This window comes from Kosakonia arachidis, from assembly GCF_900116535.1.
GTDB lineage: Bacteria > Pseudomonadota > Gammaproteobacteria > Enterobacterales > Enterobacteriaceae > Kosakonia > Kosakonia arachidis.
Genome location: NZ_FPAU01000003.1, coordinates 1 through 18,876, shown reverse-complemented (window position 1 = coordinate 18,876; position 18,876 = coordinate 1). Strand labels below are relative to the sequence as shown.

Sequence of the window (18,876 nt, the reverse complement as noted above, 5' to 3'; positions counted from 1 at the left end):
TGGATCCCCTGACACGAGGTTGTTATGACGAGTTTAGTTGTCGCCAAATTTGGCGGCACCAGTGTTGCCGATTACGATGCCATGAACCGCAGTGCGGACGTGGTGCTTGCCGATGCCAGCGTCCGTCTGGTTGTTCTCTCCGCCTCTGCGGGCGTGACCAATCTGCTGGTTGCCCTGTCTGAAGGGCCGGAAGCCAGCGAGCGCTTCGTAAAACTCGACGCTATCCGCAAAATTCAGTTCGATATCCTGGAACGTATGGTGAATCCTTCCGTGATTCGTGAAGAGATCGAACGCCTGTTGGAAAATATCACCACCCTGGCGGAAGCCGCCTCGCTCGCGACCTCAACCGCCCTGACCGACGAGTTGGTGAGCCACGGTGAATTAATGTCGACACTGCTGTTTGTTGAAGTGCTACGTGAACGTAACGTCCAGGCGCAGTGGTTTGACGTGCGTAAAGTCATGCGTACCAACGATCGCTTTGGCCGTGCTGAGCCGGATGTCGCCGCGCTGGCTGAGCTTTCCGCCCAGCAGCTCGCACCGCGTCTCAGCGAAGGGTTAATCATTACCCAGGGTTTTATCGGTAGCGAAGCCAAAGGCCGTACTACCACGCTGGGCCGTGGCGGCAGCGACTATACGGCAGCCCTGCTGGGTGAAGCGCTGCACGCCTCGCGTGTGGATATCTGGACAGATGTTCCGGGTATCTATACCACCGACCCACGCGTTGTTCCGGCAGCAAAACGCATTGATGAAATCGCCTTTGAAGAAGCGGCTGAGATGGCCACATTTGGTGCGAAAGTGCTGCATCCGGCCACACTGTTGCCCGCCGTGCGCAGCGACATTCCGGTATTTGTCGGCTCCAGCAAGGACCCGAAAGCTGGCGGTACGCTGGTATGCAACAAAACCACTAATCCACCGCTATTCCGCGCACTGGCGCTACGCCGCAGACAAACGCTCGTGACGCTCCACAGCCTGAGCATGCTGCACTCCCGTGGCTTCCTGGCCGAAGTGTTCGGCGTCCTCGCTCGGCACAATATCTCTGTCGATCTGATCACCACCTCCGAAGTGAGCGTTGCGCTGACACTGGATACCACCGGCTCAACGTCAACCGGTGATACGCTGCTGACACAGTCGTTGCTGACTGAGCTGTCATCACTGTGTCGCGTAGAAGTGGAAGAGAACCTTGCGCTGGTGGCGCTGATCGGCAATGAACTGTCGAAAGCCTGCGGCGTGGGAAAAGAGGTGTTTGGCGTGCTTGATCCGTTCAACATCCGTATGATCTGCTACGGCGCATCCAGCCATAACCTCTGTTTCCTGGTGCCTGGCACCGAAGCCGAGCAAGTTGTACAGAAGCTGCACCATAATTTGTTTGAATAAAATTCCTTAGCACGATAAACAATAACGATGGCCGGGCACGAACCCGGCCTTTTTATAAAAAACACAACAATCGCAAGGAATTCCTCACATGCTCGCAACACTGACGCGGCTGTTCCCGTTATGGGCGCTGCTGCTTTCCGTCCTCGCTTATTACTTACCGCCCACGTTCATCGCCATCGGTCCGTGGGTGACCACACTGCTGATGCTGATTATGTTCGGTATGGGCGTGCATCTGAAACTTGATGATTTTAAACGCGTGCTCTCTCGCCCGGCGCCGGTCGCTGCAGGGATTTTTCTACACTATCTGGTGATGCCGCTGGCGGCATGGCTGCTGGCGCTGCTCTTTAAGATGCCGCCGGATTTGTCCGCCGGAATGGTGCTGGTAGGTAGCGTTGCCAGCGGTACGGCGTCGAATGTGATGATCTACCTGGCAAAAGGCGATGTCGCTCTGTCGGTCACCATCTCCTCCGTCTCAACCCTGGTCGGAGTGATCGCCACACCGCTGCTAACGCGCCTGTACGTCGATGCGCATATCCAGGTTGACATGATGGGTATGCTGCTCAGTATTTTGCAAATTGTGGTGATCCCGATTGCGCTGGGATTGATTGTGCATCACCTATTCCCGCGCGTGGTGAAAGCAGTCGAACCCTATCTGCCAGCCTTTTCGATGATTTGTATCCTGGCAATTATCAGCGCGGTAGTGGCCGGTTCTGCGGCATATATCGCCTCGGTTGGCCTGGTGGTGATTGTCGCAGTGATCCTGCATAACAGCATCGGTTTGCTGGGCGGTTACTGGGGCGGACGCCTGTTTGGTTTTGATGAATCCACCTGCCGCACGCTGGCGATTGAAGTAGGCATGCAAAACTCCGGTCTGGCCGCCGCGCTGGGTAAAATCTACTTCTCCCCGCTCGCCGCGCTGCCTGGCGCATTGTTCTCCGTCTGGCATAACCTCTCTGGCTCGCTGCTGGCGGGTTACTGGTCCGGTAAACCCGTCGACAGGCGTAACGCAAATGTGGTGAAAGAGGGTTAACACAGAATCGCTGCCGGATAAAACATATCATCCGGCAGATTCATTTTTTTACCCAACCGTAATCGTCACCGGCTTACCGAGTTTACTCAGCATGGTTACCGGGGCATCAATGGTAAATTTACTGGTTTTTTGATTGACCACATCGGAGATGCGAGGGCGAGAAATATTGAGTCTGGTCGCTACTTCAGCCTGTTTGAGGTGGTTTTCAGCTATCCAGCCTGCGATTTCCTGCATCAGTTGACGTTTAATACTCAGCAAGTGTATGACCTCTCTTTCTGCATCCTGCGCGAGCGCCTTTGCGGTTTTAGGTGCACAACTCCGTTCCGCAAAAATATTGGCATCGGCCGGGGTCACTCACGTTCGGGCAAATATGAGAAGCGCTTTCCAGCGTTTATGTACCATCAAACATGCTTTACCTGCCCGTATCGCGTACACTCATGACACTTCCCGAGGAGAGAATTCATGGCCCTTACCAGACTGACGCAAAAAGAGATGACAGAGAGCGAACAGAGGGAGCTAAAAACCCTGCTCGATCGCGCCCGTATCGCACACGGACGCCCACTCAGCAATTCTGAAGCGAATCATGTGAAAAAAGAGTACATCGATAAGCTGATGGAGCAGCGTGAAACGGAAGTGAAGAAAGCCCGCAAGGTTAAAAAACAGCAGGCTTATAAACCGGATGAGAGCACGACCTTTTCCTGGTCGGCGAATACCTCAACGCGCGGCAGGCGCTAATCAGCGCCCTTTCTTTTTCCTGCCCGGTTGGGTAAAGCGTTTACTCGCCGGTTTGCCCCGGTTTTTCTCTTCGGGTTTCGCGACATTGACGGCAGGTTTTCTCGCAGCCTGCGGTTTTGCTTTGGCTTTCGGCTTCGCTTCTGAAGATGAGTTCTCGATCAGTTTGAATAACGAAATCAGTTCGTCGCCGGTTAGATCGCGCCATTCGCCCGGCGGCAGCCCGGTAAGGCTAACGTTCATAATACGCGTGCGCTCAAGTTTCGTGACTTCATAACCGAAATGCTCGCACATGCGGCGGATCTGGCGGTTCAGCCCCTGTACTAACGTGATGCGGAAGGTAAAAGGTGCCTCTTTCTTGACCTTGCATTTTTTGGTCACCGTACCGAGGATCGGCACGCCCGCTCCCATGCACCGAATAAACTCATCGGTCACTGGTTTGTTGACGGTCACCAGATACTCTTTTTCGTGGTCATTACCTGCACGCAGGATTTTATTCACTAAGTCGCCGTGGTTAGTAAGAAAAATCAGCCCTTGCGAATCTTTGTCCAGACGGCCAATTGGGAAGATACGGCTGCTGTGATTAACAAAATCAACAATATTGTCTTTTTCGCCGTCTTCGGTGGTACTGACAATACCAACCGGCTTATTCAACGCGATAAATACCAGATCTTCTGCATTTCGCGGTTCGATAAGTTGACCGTTCACTTTGACAACGTCTCCGGCAGCAACCTGATCACCAATCCCGGCGCGCTTGCCATTGATAAAGACATTGCCCTGCTCAATATAACGATCTGCCTCACGACGCGAGCAGATCCCGCTTTCGCTGATATATTTGTTTAAACGTGTTGATTGGGGTGGCAGCATAAACTCTCCTGTAAAAGCGGAATATAACTGTCTTTAAGAGGAGAAAAAATGGATTTTTATCGTGCGTAAATTAATTTGTGCGCTAACCCGATAAAACCAGGGGTTTTAACAGCCGTGCCCACTGACACGGCAGGATTAATAATCATCGCGCTCGTCATCTTCATCGGGTTGTTCGAGAACACCATAGGCCACCGAGCAGAACAGTGAGTTAAGTCGTTTCATGTCTCCCAACAGGCCAAGGTGCAACGAACTGGTTTCAATGCTCTGAACGTTTTGCTGATGCAGTCGATCAACGTGTGCATGCGCATAGCGCCGGTTCATAATGCGGAAGCGGTGCTTGCTGCGACGCAGTCGGCGGGCGCTGGTGACATCGCTGGAGAAAAATACTGACATCGCCAGTTTCAGATTCCCCACCAGCCGTTCATGCAGCGCATCCAGCTCTTTCAACCCTTCCCCTGAAAAAGCGCGTCGTGCGGCTAACGATTTGTCAGCAATTTCACTGCCCATCCGCTCGACAATATCGGAGGCCTGCTCCAGGTTAAGCGACATCTCGATAATTTCCGCCCAGCGCTTTGACTCCTCTTCCGCCAACTCCTCTTTCGGCATACGCGCCAGATAGAGCTTGATAGCGGTATAAAGCACGTTGACGTCATCCGCCAGCTTGCGCAGCTCTTTCTCCTGCCGCGGCTCTCCGTGCATCACTTTATGCAACCCTTCGAGCATCAGTTCTACTGCATCGCCTATGCGCAACGTTTCGCGCGCAGCATTCGCCAGCGCCAGCGTCGGCGTATCCAGCGCAGAGCTGTCGAGATGTTTGGGTTTCAGACGCGCATCCAGCTCCTGTTCATCGCTAATGATGCGTTTACAAAATTGTGCCATCGGCCCGGCAAACGGCACCATCGCCAGACAACGGATCAGGTTGTAGAAAACGTGGAAGTAAATCACCAGCTCCGCTTCCGGTAGCGGCAGTTTTTGCATCGAACTGGCGAGCACATGGATAAACGGCAGAATAATCAGGCTGCCTACCAGCTTAAACAGCAGGCTTCCGAGCGCCACGCGGCGAGCTGCAGCATTAGCAGCACTGTTGTTCAGCATCGCCAACAGACCGGAACCAAGGTTGGCACCAATCACCAGACACAACGCCACCGGAAACGAAATAATACTGGCGGCGGCCAGCGTTGCCGTCAGCAGTACAGCGGCCAGGCTTGAATAACTGATAATCGCAAAGACCGCGCCAATCAGCGCATCCAGCAGGATATCCCCCGTCAGCGAGGCAAAAATCACCTGTACCCCGCTTGCCTGGGTGATTGGCGTAACCGCCTGCACGATGAGTTCCAGCGCCAGTAGGATCAGCCCGAGGCCAATACTGACACGACCCAGTTGCCCTTCACGGGTCTGTTTGCGGCCGAGGAAAAAAATCACGCCGATAAAGATCAGCAGTGGCGACAGCCAGGAGAGATCGAAGGTCAGCACACGCGCCATCAGCGCAGTCCCGACATCGGCACCAAGCACAATCACCAGTGCTGGTGTCAGCGCCACTAAATCCTGCGCGACGAAGGATGTCACCAGCATAGTCGTCGCGTTACTGCTCTGCACCAACGCGGTCACGCCGATGCCCGCGCAAAAGGCGAGCGGTTTTTTCTCTACACTGCGGCTGAGCACCGTCCGTAAACGGGCGCCAAAAACGCGCATCACGCCGGTACGGACAATATGGGTGCCCCATACCAGCATGGCAACGGCAGATAACAGATGAAGCAAAGTCAGCACTGAATGGGATCCTCTTTATTGTTATGCGTTGCTGGCTATCAGCGGATAGATAACCACAACATTATGGTTTAAGTATAAGGTGTTAAAACCAGGAATAGCGCAGAACACTGCTTAAGCATCCTACGAGTTGTAAGGAAAAATGACATTTTTGTGACAATGATAGCGGCTTAACGCTTAACGGCTGGCGGCATCCATGGCCTGCGACTCATCATTTCGTTTAATCCACATAATAGAGCCAAGCTTGACCACCTCCGACAGGACAAAAAGCAGGATAGCGATCCACGGAGAGCGTACATCGGAGAAATGCATAATCAGCGGGATTAGCGCAATTGAGCATTTCAACGAAAATACCCGACCAATTTCCTGTGCGATTAAAAAGATATTATTGATATGTTTTTTGACTATCATCCACCAGCCAGAAAATGCTAATGAAACAATCAGCGCAATATTAATAAAGAACAGCATCTGGATCAGTCCACCGGTTAAACCACCTGTACCTAATTGCGCATAGTTGGTATAAAACCCATGGATATCGGAATAAAAAGGAATGCTACTGCCCTGTATCGAAAAAAATAAATATCCGGCTAATGTCAATACATCCATAATTCCCCAGAACAGGTATATCTTATTTTTTAAACTCATAATCTTCATCCCTTACTCCTGGTATCCATTGCCATGATTTACCCGATTGCATCCCGGCATCATCACCTTCGAGATATTTTTGACTTATCGATCGCTTGTCGCCATAGCGCCGGATTACTGAACGATTATAGAGAATATCCCGGGTATCTGAAACCACGCTGTCCGGAATGGATGTCCACCGCTGGATCTTATCCCGCGAGGTATTCATATAATCTTTGCCATCTGAGCCAAATACACGCCCCTGATCGCCCATACTGGTCGCGCGGTTGAGTAACATCACCGCAGCATTTGTAACACCGTGGAAGTCCGTCTCGTTGGTTTTCCAGTAGCCGGGGCCATACTCCGCCGTTACCGGGACAAAACTGCTACGTGTTGGCGCAGGCGTACCGTGAATCGTCACACTGTCTTTAAAACCGTTCAGTATGGTCCTGATATAGACGGCATTAAACGACATCTCCTGTACGCAAAACAGCGCACCATCTTCCGCAATAAAAAACGGATAGTAGAAGCGGTTGCGGACGCTGACATTTGGCCGCACCACCACCACCACGCCTCTGTCCACCAGACTATCAATATATTTCTCTTTTTGATGGCCTAAGGGATCGTGCGGTAAACTATATTTAAAACCATGGTGTTTTTTAATGCTATAGCCATCGATACTCCCAAGGACATTATTAGGACTATTTTCGATAAAATATTCCTTTCTGATAATATTTTTCGCGATGTCAGGCGCGAGAATATTTTCATAATCCTTCGGCAATAGATTTCTTTTTCTTATATCATAAACGTCCATTTTATACTACCTAAGTTAAATTTATGACAAACGAATGAACTGCAAAAATGGAAGCAATCTTGCCTGTTAGCAAGCCCCCCATCATACGCACGAAGAGGAACAGCGGCCTAAGAAAATATCCAATTTTAAGAATGTTCTTAATTTCAATTTTATTATGTTCTCTTGATGAAGTTTTCATGAAGAGTGATAAAAAAACGGGACATTAAATAATGTCCCGTTGCTATGCTATGTATTGCGATTAGTCGGCATCGTAGCCTAAATTCGCGGACAGCCAACGCTCAACCTCTGACACTGACATGCCTTTACGCCGCGCATAATCTTCTACCTGATCGCGCTGAATTTGCGCGACGGCGAAATACTTGCTTTCGGGATGGCTGAAATACCAACCGGAAACCGAGGCGCCCGGCCACATGGCGTAAGATTCTGTCAGCTTCATACCGGTATGTTTTTCCACATCCAGTAACTGCCAGATGGTGCCTTTTTCGGTGTGTTCCGGGCACGCAGGGTAACCCGGTGCGGGACGAATTCCCTGGTAGTTCTCGCGGATTAGCTCTTCGTTGCTGAGGTTTTCGTTTGGCGCATAGCCCCAGTACACTTTACGCACCCGCTCATGCAGATATTCGGCAAACGCTTCTGCAAGTCGATCGGATACCGCTTTCACCATGATTTTGTTGTAATCATCGTGTGCGGCATCATAAGCCTCTGCCAGCGCGTCTTCTTCCAGGCCGCCGGTCACGGCAAAAGCGCCGATGTAGTCCGCTTTTCCGCTCAATTTCGGCGCAACAAAATCGGCCAGGCAGTAATTGGCGAAACCGGTTTTTTCAGTCTGCTGACGCAGATGGCAACCGACCGTCAGCACCTGCGTGCGGGTTTCATCACGGTAGATTTCGATGTCATCACCGACGCGGTTTGCCGGAAACAACCCGACCACACCGCGCGGGTTAAGCCGTTTCTCCGCACTCAGCATATCGAGCATCTCGTTCGCATCCTTAAACAGACGCTTCGCCTCTTCGCCCACCACGTCATCTTCCAGAATGCGCGGATACTTGCCCGCCAGCGACCAGGTCATAAAGAATGGCGTCCAGTCGATATAATTGCGCAGCGTCTCGATGCTGGCCACGACCTCCTGCACGCCGAGGCGATGCGCCACTGGCGGTGTATAACTCGCCCAGTCGAAAGCCAGATCGTTTTCCCGCGCGGCCTGCAAGGTCACCGGCGGCGTACGCGGTTTTTTGCGCGCGTGCTGAATGCGCACCGTTTCATACTCTTTGCGGATGCGGGCAACAAACTCATCGCGCTGCGTGTCTGACAGCAGCGACGACACGACGCCGACGGTGCGTGAGGCGTTCTGCACATAGATCGTCGGCCCGCTGTAGTTCTGCTCGATTTTAACCGCCGTGTGCGCTTTCGACGTGGTCGCGCCGCCAATCAGCAGCGGAATGGTGAACCCCTGGCGTTCCATCTCTTTAGCCACGTTGACCATCTCATCAAGCGACGGCGTAATCAGCCCGGAAAGGCCAATCAGGTCAGCGTTCACTTCGCGGGCGGTTTTGAGGATTTTGTCGGCCGGCACCATCACGCCGAGATCGATGATTTCGTAGTTATTGCACTGCAACACCACGCCCACGATGTTTTTACCGATATCATGCACATCGCCTTTCACGGTGGCGATCACCATCTTGCCGTTGCTTTTGCCCTTCTCTTTGCTGGCTTCGATATACGGCTCCAGGTAAGCAACCGCCTGCTTCATCACGCGGGCGGATTTCACTACCTGTGGCAAGAACATCTTACCTTCGCCGAACAAATCGCCGACCACGTTCATACCGTCCATTAGCGGCCCTTCGATCACCTCGATCGGGCGAGCGGCTTGCTGACGGGCTTCTTCGGTGTCCTGCTCAATAAATTCGGTAATCCCTTTTACCAGCGAATATTCGAGGCGCTTTTTCACATCCCAGCTGCGCCACTCGGCCAGTTGCGCCAGGGCGCCATCATCCGCGCCTTTACTGCCGCGATATTTCTCGGCCAGATCCAGCATGCGCTCCGTGGCATCGTCACGACGGTTAAGAATCACATCCTCAACGCCATCGCGCAGCTCGGCAGGCAGATCGTCATAAATCGCCAACTGACCGGCGTTCACGATCCCCATATCCATGCCGTTGCGAATCGCGTAATAAAGGAAGACGGCGTGAATCGCCTCACGCACCGGATCGTTACCGCGGAACGAGAAGGAGACGTTCGACACACCACCTGAGATCAGCGCATGCGGTAGCTCGCGTTTGATATCCTCACAGGCACCAATAAAGTCCTGTGCATAGTTGTTGTGCTCTTCAATCCCCGTGGCCACCGCGAAGATATTTGGATCGAAGATAATGTCTTCCGGCGGGAATCCTACCTCTTCAGTGAGGATTTTATAGGCGCGGCGGCAAATGTCGATTTTGCGCGCACGGGTATCCGCCTGGCCCACTTCATCAAAGGCCATCACCACCACCGCCGCACCGTAACGGCGCACGCGTTTCGCGTGATGGATAAACGGCTCAACCCCTTCTTTCATGGAGATGGAGTTAACAATGCCTTTGCCCTGGATACATTTCAGCCCTTTTTCAATCACCTCCCACTTCGAGGAGTCGATCATGATCGGCACACGGGCGATATCCGGTTCACCGGCGATCAGATTGAGGAAACGCACCATCGCTGCTTCGGCATCGAGCATCCCCTCATCCATGTTGATATCGATGATCTGTGCGCCACTTTCCACCTGCTGGCGCGCCACGTCCAGCGCTTCACTGTACTTCTCTTCTTTGATCAGGCGCTTAAATTTGGCCGAGCCGGTAACGTTAGTACGTTCGCCGACGTTCACAAACAGGCTGTCGTCGCCAATATTCAACGGCTCAAGCCCGGAAAGACGGCAAGCCACCGGGATGTCCGGCAGTTTACGCGGCGGCAGCCCGGCAACTGCATTGCTCATGGCAGCGATATGTTCCGGCGTGGTGCCGCAACAACCGCCGACGATATTCAGGAATCCGGCCTCCGCCCATTCGCGGATCTGCGTCGCCATGGTGGCAGCATCCAGATCGTACTCGCCAAAGGCGTTCGGCAGACCGGCGTTCGGATGCGCGGTAACGTAGCATTCAGCAATCCGCGACAGTTCCTGCACATACTGGCGCAGCTCGTCTGGACCCAGCGCGCAGTTAAGGCCGAAAGTGAGCGCATCGGCATGGCGCAGCGAGTTGTAAAATGCCTCGGTCGTCTGGCCGGAAAGCGTACGACCGGACGCATCGGTAATAGTGCCGGAAATCATGATCGGCAGTTCAATACCCAGTGCCTCAAATTCCTCTTTAACGGCAAAGATCGCCGCTTTGGCATTGAGCGTATCGAACACCGTTTCGATCAGGATCAGATCGGCACCGCCTTCCACCAGCGCTTTGGTTGATTCGCGGTAGGCCTCCACCAGTTGATCGAAGGAGACATTACGAAACGCCGGATCGTTGACATCCGGTGAAATAGAGGCGGTGCGGTTAGTCGGGCCAAGCACCCCGGCCACGTAACGCGGTTTTTCCGGCGTTTGCGCTGTCCATTTATCGGCGCTGGCGCGGGCCAGTTTCGCTGCAGTAAAGTTGATTTCCGCCGACAGGGATTCCATCTGGTAATCCGCCATGGCGATGGTCGTCGAGTTGAAGGTGTTGGTTTCGATGATATCCGCACCTGCCGCAAAATAGGCGTCGTGAATGGCGGTTATCACATCCGGCTTGCTGAGCACCAACAAGTCGTTGTTTCCTTTGAGATCGCAGGGCCAGTCGGCAAAGCGCTCGCCGCGAAAATCCTGCTCACCCAGACGATAGCTCTGGATCATGGTACCCATACCACCGTCCAGAACCAGAATGCGTTCATTTAACTGCTGTTGCAGTTGTTCAACTTTGCTGCTCACACGTGCTCCCGACAAGGCTCAATGAGGCCAAAAGGCCAGCAAAACATACTGGCACAAAGTGGCAGAACGGAAAAGCGGCAGCGGGTTAACATGAGAGATGTTCAGCTTCACTCATCCGATCAGTCTGTCATGGAGTTACGTTATACTCTGTTAAAACGAAAATGATTTCCACGATACAGAAAAAGGAGCCAGCCGATGGTCGCTTCCGTTCCCGCAAAACGTGGCAGAAAAGCCACCGCGCCAGCCGCTCCGGCAGGCGGACAAGTCCAGTCGTTAACCCGTGGCCTGAAACTGCTGGAATGGATCGCAGAATCCCACGGCAGCATCGCGCTAACGGAACTGGCGCAACAGGCCGGTTTGCCTAATTCTACCACCCATCGACTGCTTACTACCATGCAGCAACTGGGCTTTGTCCGTCAGGTAGGCGAGTTGGGTCACTGGGCAGTCGGCGCACATGCTTTTATTGTCGGCAGTAGCTTTCTGCAAAGCCGCAACCTGATGGCGATTGTGCATCCTATTCTGCGTAAACTGATGGAAGAGTCCGGTGAGACGGTCAATCTTGCCGTGCTGGATAAAAGCGATCATCAGGCAATCATTATTGATCAGGTGCAGTGTACGCAGTTAATGCGAATGTCCGCGCCCATCGGCGGCAAGCTGCCGATGCACGCATCCGGCGCAGGGAAGGCTTTTTTAGCACGGCTGGATGATGAGCAGGTCGGTAATCTGCTGCACCGCCAGGGGCTGCACGCCTATACTCACGCGACGCTGGTTTCACCCGTGCATCTGAAAGAGGATCTCGCCCAGACGCGCAAGCGCGGCTACTCTTTTGACGATGAGGAACATGCGCTGGGCCTGCGCTGCGTTGCCGCCTGTATTTATGATGAACACAGCGAGCCATTCGCGGCAATCTCTATCTCCGGGCCAATATCGCGTATGACAGATGACCGAGTGACCGAACTGGGCGCCATGGTCATTCGCGGTGCAAAAGAGGTGACGCAGGCCTACGGGGGAATGCGTTAATGACCCTCACTATTATCTCTTTATCCACCGCATAAACGCTGCAACTTATCTATTCCCCTATGACAAGAATCGTCTCGACTCATGGGGGTTCAGCCCGCTTGGCGTAAGGCACCAGCGCCGAAGCGTATGCTAAAGCGCTGGCGCTTACGGTAAGCATAGACATCTTCCACATGTCCCTGCCGGATGCGTTCCTGTAACCCTCGCCAGTAGTCGGCGCGCAGTAAATCGGCGTGCATCTCCTCAAACAACGGGCCGATTTCTGGATCGGCGCACAGCCAGTGACGAAATTCCTGCGGAAAAACATCGCCGGGCGCCACGCTGTACCAGGGCTCAGCGCTCAGCTCATCTTCCGGGTAGCGCGGAGGCGGAATATCGCGGAAATTCACTTCCGTCATATAGCAAATTTCATCGTAATCGTAGAACACGACGCGGCCATGACGGGTGACACCAAAGTTCTTGAACAGCATATCGCCGGGAAAAATATTGGCGGCGGCAAGCTGACGGATGGCGTTACCGTACTCTTCCACCGCATCGCGCAGTTGCTGGCCTTTGACCTGTTCAAACCAGATGTTCAGCGGCACCATGCGCCGCTCAATGTAGAGATGGCTGATGACGATACTGTCGCCAAGATCGGTGATTTTGCCCGGCGCCTGTTCCAGCAGTAACGCCATCAGCGCGGGTGCGATTTGCCTTTTTTCCAGCACAAAGTTTTCAAATTCCTGCGTATCGGCCATGCGTCCGACGCGATCATGCTCTTTAACCAACTGGTAACAGGCGCGAACATGCGTCGCGCTCATCTCTTTTTGCGGAGGAAAGACGTCTTTAATAACTTTAAACACCCGGTCAAACCCCGGCAGCGTAAAGACCAGCATCACCATGCCGCGAATACCCGGCGCTTCAATAAACTGCTCATTGCTGGCGTGGATGTAGTTCAGGTATTCGCGATAACTTTCGGTTTTGCCGTGCTTCTGGCAGCCAATAGCCATATACAATTCGGCGGTGGTTTTGCCCGGCAGGATTTCCCGCAGCCACTCCACCGTCGCGGCAGGCAGCGGCGCATAGACCATAAAATAGGATCGGGCAAAACCAAACACGATGCTGGCTTCAGCAGGTGTAGTCAGACAGGTATCGACAAACAGTTCGCCTTCATCCGTGCGGTGGATAGGCAGCAAAAAGGGCAGCGTTGCCAGCGGAGTGACGAGTTTGCCCACCAGCCAGGCTGCCTTATTACGATAAAACAGTTCATTTGCCACTTGCAGGTGCGATTTCGCCAGCATTTCGTGACCGAAAGCCTCCTGCAAATGCGCGGTGATATAACCGATATCGCGCGTTTTATCCTGCCACGGCAGGCGCAACGGTAAATCCGTCAGGACTTTACTCAGTAACGCTTCCCAGCCACGTTCAGGCCAAAAATCTTTCGCCAGCGGGCGCGGGATGGTGCGAAAACGGCGCTCCGGCTGCGAACTAAAGATAAATAAGCGTTCCGGCGTTAATGATCGGTGATCAAACAGGCGACAGTAGACCGAATTGAAAAAACTTTCGGCAATCTCAAAGCGAGGGTAATCCGGCAGCAGCCTTGTGTAATGCTCTTTTACCCGCAACAGAAACGCCGCGTCAGGGCTTTGACTGTCGGTGATGCAGCGTAACTGCTCCACTACCAGGCCAACATGATGATCATAAAGATGAATACGCTGCTTCATCGCCTGCTGCACAGCCTGCCAGTCTGCCTGTTCAAAACGCTGCTGGGCACCGGAGGTGACCTCCAGGAAGCGCCCATATTGCGCATCGAAGCCTTGCAGAATAGTTTGTGCAATCAGTAGTTCCAGGCCACGCGACATCTTTTGTCCTCATGTCGGGCAGAGAGTTGCCGAAGAGCGTTGTCCGGCATACGAGGTGCCGCAAACCCGGCAGCTATCGTCTGCCGGGTATCGACAATCAGAATTGTGCTTCTTCGGTCGAGCCTGTCAGCGCGGTCACCGAGGAGGTACCGCCCTGAATAATGGTGGTGACCCTGTCGAAGTAGCCCGTACCAACCTCCTGCTGGTGAGAAACGAAGGTGTAACCCTCTTTGCCTGCGGCGAATTCCGGCTGCTGCACTTTCTCGACGTAGTGTTTCATCCCCTCGCCCTGCGCATAGGCGTGCGCCAGGTCGAACATGTTGAACCACATGCTGTGAATACCGGCGAGAGTAATGAACTGGAATTTGTACCCCATGTCCGACAGCTCCTGCTGGAAGCGAGCGATAGTGTTGTCGTCGAGATTCTTTTTCCAGTTGAACGACGGTGAGCAGTTGTAGGCCAGCAGTTTGCCGGGGAATTTTGCATGGATCGCATCGGCAAAGCGGCGCGCCAGCTTGAGGTCTGGCGTCGAGGTTTCACACCACACCAAATCGGCATACGGTGCATAAGCCAGCCCGCGACTGATAGCCTGCTCAATCCCGGCATTTGTGCGGTAGAAACCTTCGCTGGTGCGCTCACCGGTAATAAAGGCGCTGTCATAGGGATCGCAATCGGAGGTGATCAGATCGGCTGCATCCGCATCGGTACGCGCCACCAACAGCGTCGGAACACCCAGTACATCTGCAGCCAGACGCGCAGCCACCAGTTTCTGCACCGCTTCCTGTGTCGGTACCAGCACTTTGCCACCCATATGCCCGCATTTTTTCACCGACGCGAGCTGATCTTCAAAGTGAACGGCAGCAGCTCCGGCTTCAATCATCGATTTCATCAGTTCAAAGGCATTAAGCACGCCGCCAAAACCGGCTTCGGCATCCGCCACGATTGGCAGGAAATAGTCAACAAAACGCGGATCCCCCGGTTCAATACCGGAAGCCCACTGGATCTGATCGGCGCGGAGGAAGGTATTGTTAATCCGCTCGACCACCGACGGCACCGAATTCGCCGGATAGAGAGACTGATCCGGATACATGCTTGATGCCAGGTTAGCATCTGCAGCGACCTGCCAGCCGGAGAGATAAATAGCTTCGATCCCTGCTTTCGCCTGTTGTAAGGCCTGACCACCAGTCAGCGCGCCAAGGCTATTGATATAACCCTTTTTCGATTCGCCATGCAGCAGTTGCCACATTTTAGCCGCGCCCAGTTGCGCCAGCGTACATTCCGGGTTGACCGAACCGCGTAATTTCACCACCTCTTCCGCGCTGTATGGGCGGCGTATACCTTCCCAGCGCGGTTGCGTCCACTCTTTTTGTAATTCTTCGATTTGTTGGGTACGGGTTTTCATATACAGATGCTCCATAGGGTGTCAGGTGGGTGAATTAAGCAAGTAAGCGATAGCCGGGCAACGTCAGGAAGTCGATCAGCTCATCAGAGGTGGTGATCTGCTCTATCAGGCGCGCGGCGTCGTCAAAACGACCGCTGCTGAATCGGTGCTCGCCCAGCTCGTCCTGAATCACCAGCATCTCTTCGGCCAGCATCTGTCGGAACAGCATTTTGGTCACAGGTTTGCCGTTGCTGAGCGTCTTTTCATGGTGGATCCACTGCCAGATAGAGGTACGGGAGATTTCGGCAGTGGCGGCATCTTCCATCAGCCCGTAAATAGGTACGCAGCCATTGCCGGAGATCCACGCTTCGATGTATTGCACCGCCACGCGAATATTGGCGCGCATTCCCTCTTCGGTGCGCTCGCCTTCACACGGCTCCAGCAGTTGCTCTGCAGTGATTGGGGCATCGTCTGTCCGACTAACAAACAGCTGGTTTTTATTATCACCGAGGGCGGCGTTGAACACGTCCATCACCGTATCGCCAAGACCAGGGTGAGCAATCCAGGTGCCATCGTGGCCGTTACGCGCTTCGAGTTCTTTATCGGCTTTCACTTTATTTAGCACCCAGTTGTTGCGTTCGGCATCTTTACTGGGAATAAACGCCGCCATGCCGCCCATAGCGAATGCCCCGCGGCGATGACAGGTTTTGATTAACAAGCGGGAATAAGCACTGAGGAACGGCTTATCCATGGTGACCACCTGGCGATCCGGTAAAACCCGATCCGGATAGTTTTTCAGGGTTTTGATATAGCTGAAAATGTAATCCCAGCGTCCACAGTTTAGCCCGACAATATGGTCGCGCAGCGCGTGCAGGATTTCGTCCATTTGAAACACCGCTGGCAGCGTTTCAATCAGCAGCGTCGCTTTGATGGTGCCGCGCGGCAAATTAAACCGGTCTTCGGTATAACTGAATACTTCACTCCACCAGGCCGCTTCTTGCCAGGATTGGGTTTTCGGCAGATAAAAATAGGGACCACTGCCTTTGGCGAGCAGGTTTTTATGGTTATGGAAGAAGTAGAGCGCAAAGTCGAACAGACTGCCGGGGATCGCTTCACCACGCCAGGTCACATGTTTTTCTGGCAGATGTAAGCCGCGCACACGGCAGACAAGAACCGCTGGATTGGGCTTTAACTGATAGATCTTGCCAGCTTCATTGGTATAGCTGATGGTGCCGTTGACTGCATCGCGCAGGTTGATCTGCCCATCGATCACCTTGTCCCAGTTCGGCGCCAACGAATCTTCAAAATCCGCCATGAAAATTTTGACGTTGGCATTCAGTGCATTGATGACCATTTTGCGCTCCACCGGCCCGGTGATCTCCACGCGGCGGTCGAGCAGATCTTCCGGTATTCCGCGGATCGTCCAGTCAGATTCACGAATGGAAGCAGTTTCCGAAATAAATCCAGGCAACGTACCGGCATCAATTTGTTGCTGCTGGCGCTGACGCGCTGCCAGCAGTTGATTACGTTTTGGCGTAAAGCGTATTACCAGCTCACTCAGAAATTCCACTGCCGCCGGAGTAAGGATCTGCTTCTCCTGCTCGCCATACGGCTGTGTAAAGGCCAGTTCATCGGTTGTTGTTGCCTGTTGTGTCATGGTGCGATTCCTCTTTTTTGCAGCAAAGACATTTCCCAATGCTGACGAAGATCGTTTGTGCGGTTTTCGTTCAGCAAGATCCATCCTGGCTAATAAAATTTCCAAAATCAAAAACAATTTCCATTTTATAATTAAAAAGACAATAACCAACTGATAACAATCAAGTTATAGTTTTATTATGTTGAGAAGTGATTTTCGGAAATAAAAAAGGCGCCCGAAGGCGCCTGATGTATAGGGCTGAAACGCTTAATCCAGCGTCGGATTCATGTGGCGCAGATCGTATGGTGTGATCTGGTAGACGTAGTAGTTGAGCCAGTTGATAAACAGCAGATTGCCGTGACTGCGCCAGGAGGCGGGTGGTTTATTCTGCGGATCGTCTTTCGGGAAGTAGTTATGCGGCAGTTCAGGACTGAGACCCGCGTCCACATCGCGGAAATATTCATTCGCCAGCGTGTTAGCGTCGTATTCCGGGTGTCCGGTCACAAAAGCAATACGTTTATCTTTGCTGGCAAACAGGTAGGCATCACCCTCTTCTGTTTCGGCCAGGATCTCCAGATCCGTGTAGTCGCGGATCAGTGCCGCCGGGAAATCCGCATAGCGAGAGTGAGGAGCAAGGAATACATCATCAAAACCGCGCGTCAGCAGCGCGTGGGGATGGAGGATGTGGTGTTCATACACACCGGAGAGCTTTTCACTGCGGGTCTGCTTGGGAATGCCATAAAGAATATTGAGTGCGGCCTGTACCGCCCAACAGACAAACAGCGTTGAGGTAACGTGATCTTTCGCCCACTCCAGTACCTGCTCAATCTGCGGCCAGTAGGCAACATCGTTAAACTCAACCAGGCCCAGTGGCGCGCCGGTAACAATCAGGCCATCGTAGTTTTCGTGGCAGACTTCATCAAAATTACAGTAAAAGGTGTTCAGGTGCTCAGCTGGCGTATTACGCGATTCGCGGGAATCTATGCGCAGCAAGCGCACATCAACCTGTAGCGGTGAGTTCGACAGCAGACGCAGAAACTGGTTTTCTGTCTCAATCTTCTTTGGCATCAGGTTCAGGATCAATACCTTCAGGGGACGGATCTCCTGAACTGTCGCGCGTGAAGTCGTCATTACAAAGACGTTCTCGTCACGCAAGAAATTGACGGCTGGCAGCTCGTCCTGCACCCGAATCGGCATAACTTATATCCTCACTGCATACGTTTAAACGTTTAGACATCCAGATAGCCGAAGATACCCAGGAAACAGCAAAATGTCGAGTCCGCAAGTGAAAGGTGAGAAAGTTTCACGTCACGGTTCACCTATAAAATAATTTTAGATTTTTTGTCGTGCTGCGAAGGGGAATTTTTGGGCTACCTCGTTACAGCCAGCATCTGCCGGGCGCTCAGAGGAAAGCTGCTGATGAGTATTGAGGTTGCGTACAACTATGATGCAATTTTTATAAAGCTGAGCGTATAGCGCGATCATAGCTATACCCTTTAACGATTGAATTCTGCTGAAACAATAGCAAAAAAGCCCGGTGCCTGCGCACGGGGCTTTCCTGTCTGTTCCGCCGCAACGCAAAAAGGCCATCCTTCCGGATGGCCTCTTCACCTGTTTGATGCCTGGCAGTTCCCTACTCTCGCATGGGGAGACCCCACACTACCATCGGCGCTACGGCGTTTCACTTCTGAGTTCGGCATGGGGTCAGGTGGGACCACCGCGCTAGTGCCGCCAGGCAAATTCTGTCTGTCAGTATCCCCTCAGGCATACCAACTTAATCTGTAATCTCGCTGAAAATCTTCTCTCAATTCCGCCAAAACATCTTCGGCGTTGTAAGGTTAAGCCTCACGGTTCATTAGTACCGGTTAGCT

The 18,876-nt window shown here is 53.0% G+C and carries 14 protein-coding genes and 1 rRNA gene; 4 read left to right on the top strand and 11 right to left on the bottom strand.

The features are described from left to right. Positions 1-24: 24 nt before the first annotated feature. Together lysC and panS are read left to right on the top strand one after the other, a co-directional pair. Positions 25-1,374, top strand: coding sequence for a lysine-sensitive aspartokinase 3 (gene lysC, locus BM427_RS11650; RefSeq protein WP_090121780.1), 1,350 nt, complete (start codon positions 25-27; stop codon positions 1,372-1,374). Positions 1,375-1,462: 88 nt separating this feature from the next. Beyond that, a complete protein-coding gene (gene panS / locus BM427_RS11645) occupies positions 1,463-2,404 on the top strand; it encodes a ketopantoate/pantoate/pantothenate transporter PanS (RefSeq protein ID WP_090121778.1) in 942 nt (313 codons plus the stop codon). A gap of 48 nt (positions 2,405-2,452) precedes the next feature. Here the strand turns inward: panS and BM427_RS11640 are convergent, their stop codons facing one another. Continuing rightward, positions 2,453-2,758 carry a helix-turn-helix domain-containing protein gene (locus tag BM427_RS11640; protein ID WP_090121777.1) on the bottom strand — a complete coding sequence of 102 codons (306 nt, stop codon included), beginning with the start codon at positions 2,756-2,758 and terminating at the stop codon, positions 2,453-2,455. A 108-nt stretch (positions 2,759-2,866) separates the two neighbouring features. Here BM427_RS11640 and BM427_RS11635 point away from each other — a divergent pair, with 108 nt between their 5' ends. Continuing rightward, entirely contained in the window at positions 2,867-3,139 is a 273-nt protein-coding gene (locus BM427_RS11635; protein ID WP_090121775.1) for a YjbD family protein, read from the top strand. Here BM427_RS11635 and rluF read toward each other — a convergent pair whose 3' ends face one another. The 5 genes from rluF to metH all read right to left on the bottom strand — a co-directional run bounded on the left by rluF (position 3,140) and on the right by metH (position 11,130). Continuing rightward, positions 3,140-4,003: a 23S rRNA pseudouridine(2604) synthase RluF gene (gene rluF, locus BM427_RS11630; protein WP_090121774.1), complete on the bottom strand. Its 864-nt coding sequence runs from the start codon at positions 4,001-4,003 to the stop codon at positions 3,140-3,142. A gap of 135 nt (positions 4,004-4,138) precedes the next feature. After that, positions 4,139-5,770 (bottom strand): Na/Pi cotransporter family protein, encoded by a 1,632-nt coding sequence (locus BM427_RS11625; RefSeq protein ID WP_090121772.1) that lies wholly within the window; start codon positions 5,768-5,770, stop codon positions 4,139-4,141. A gap of 174 nt (positions 5,771-5,944) precedes the next feature. Then, entirely contained in the window at positions 5,945-6,421 is a 477-nt protein-coding gene (locus BM427_RS11620) for a hypothetical protein (protein ID WP_244316530.1), read from the bottom strand. Further along, positions 6,396-7,205 carry a DUF8093 domain-containing protein gene (locus BM427_RS11615; protein WP_244316531.1) on the bottom strand — a complete coding sequence of 270 codons (810 nt, stop codon included), beginning with the start codon at positions 7,203-7,205 and terminating at the stop codon, positions 6,396-6,398. Before BM427_RS11615 ends, BM427_RS11620 begins: the two co-directional genes overlap by 26 nt. A 238-nt stretch (positions 7,206-7,443) precedes the next feature. Further along, positions 7,444-11,130, bottom strand: coding sequence for a methionine synthase (gene metH, locus BM427_RS11610; RefSeq protein ID WP_090121769.1), 3,687 nt, complete (start codon positions 11,128-11,130; stop codon positions 7,444-7,446). Positions 11,131-11,325: 195 nt separating this feature from the next. Between metH and iclR the strand changes: the two genes are divergently transcribed. Continuing rightward, entirely contained in the window at positions 11,326-12,150 is an 825-nt protein-coding gene (gene iclR, locus BM427_RS11605; RefSeq protein WP_090121768.1) for a glyoxylate bypass operon transcriptional repressor IclR, read from the top strand. Positions 12,151-12,239: 89 nt separating this feature from the next. On the opposite strand, the gene aceK is transcribed toward iclR, so the two are convergent. From aceK to rrf, 5 genes are all read right to left on the bottom strand, one after another. Continuing rightward, the gene (gene aceK / locus BM427_RS11600) at positions 12,240-13,988 is read right to left on the bottom strand and encodes a bifunctional isocitrate dehydrogenase kinase/phosphatase (RefSeq protein WP_090121766.1); all 1,749 of its coding nucleotides are present in this window, start codon (positions 13,986-13,988) and stop codon (positions 12,240-12,242) included. Positions 13,989-14,085: 97 nt separating this feature from the next. Beyond that, entirely contained in the window at positions 14,086-15,390 is a 1,305-nt protein-coding gene (gene aceA, locus BM427_RS11595; RefSeq protein WP_090121765.1) for an isocitrate lyase, read from the bottom strand. 34 nt (positions 15,391-15,424) lie between these two features. Further along, positions 15,425-17,026 (bottom strand): malate synthase A, encoded by a 1,602-nt coding sequence (gene aceB, locus BM427_RS11590; RefSeq protein WP_090121764.1) that lies wholly within the window; start codon positions 17,024-17,026, stop codon positions 15,425-15,427. Between the two features lie 246 nt (positions 17,027-17,272). Beyond that, a complete protein-coding gene (gene metA, locus BM427_RS11585) occupies positions 17,273-18,202 on the bottom strand; it encodes a homoserine O-acetyltransferase MetA (RefSeq protein ID WP_090121762.1) in 930 nt (309 codons plus the stop codon). Positions 18,203-18,625: 423 nt separating this feature from the next. After that, positions 18,626-18,741: ribosomal RNA gene (rrf, locus tag BM427_RS11580) — 5S ribosomal RNA — on the bottom strand. Positions 18,742-18,876: the final 135 nt, after the last annotated feature.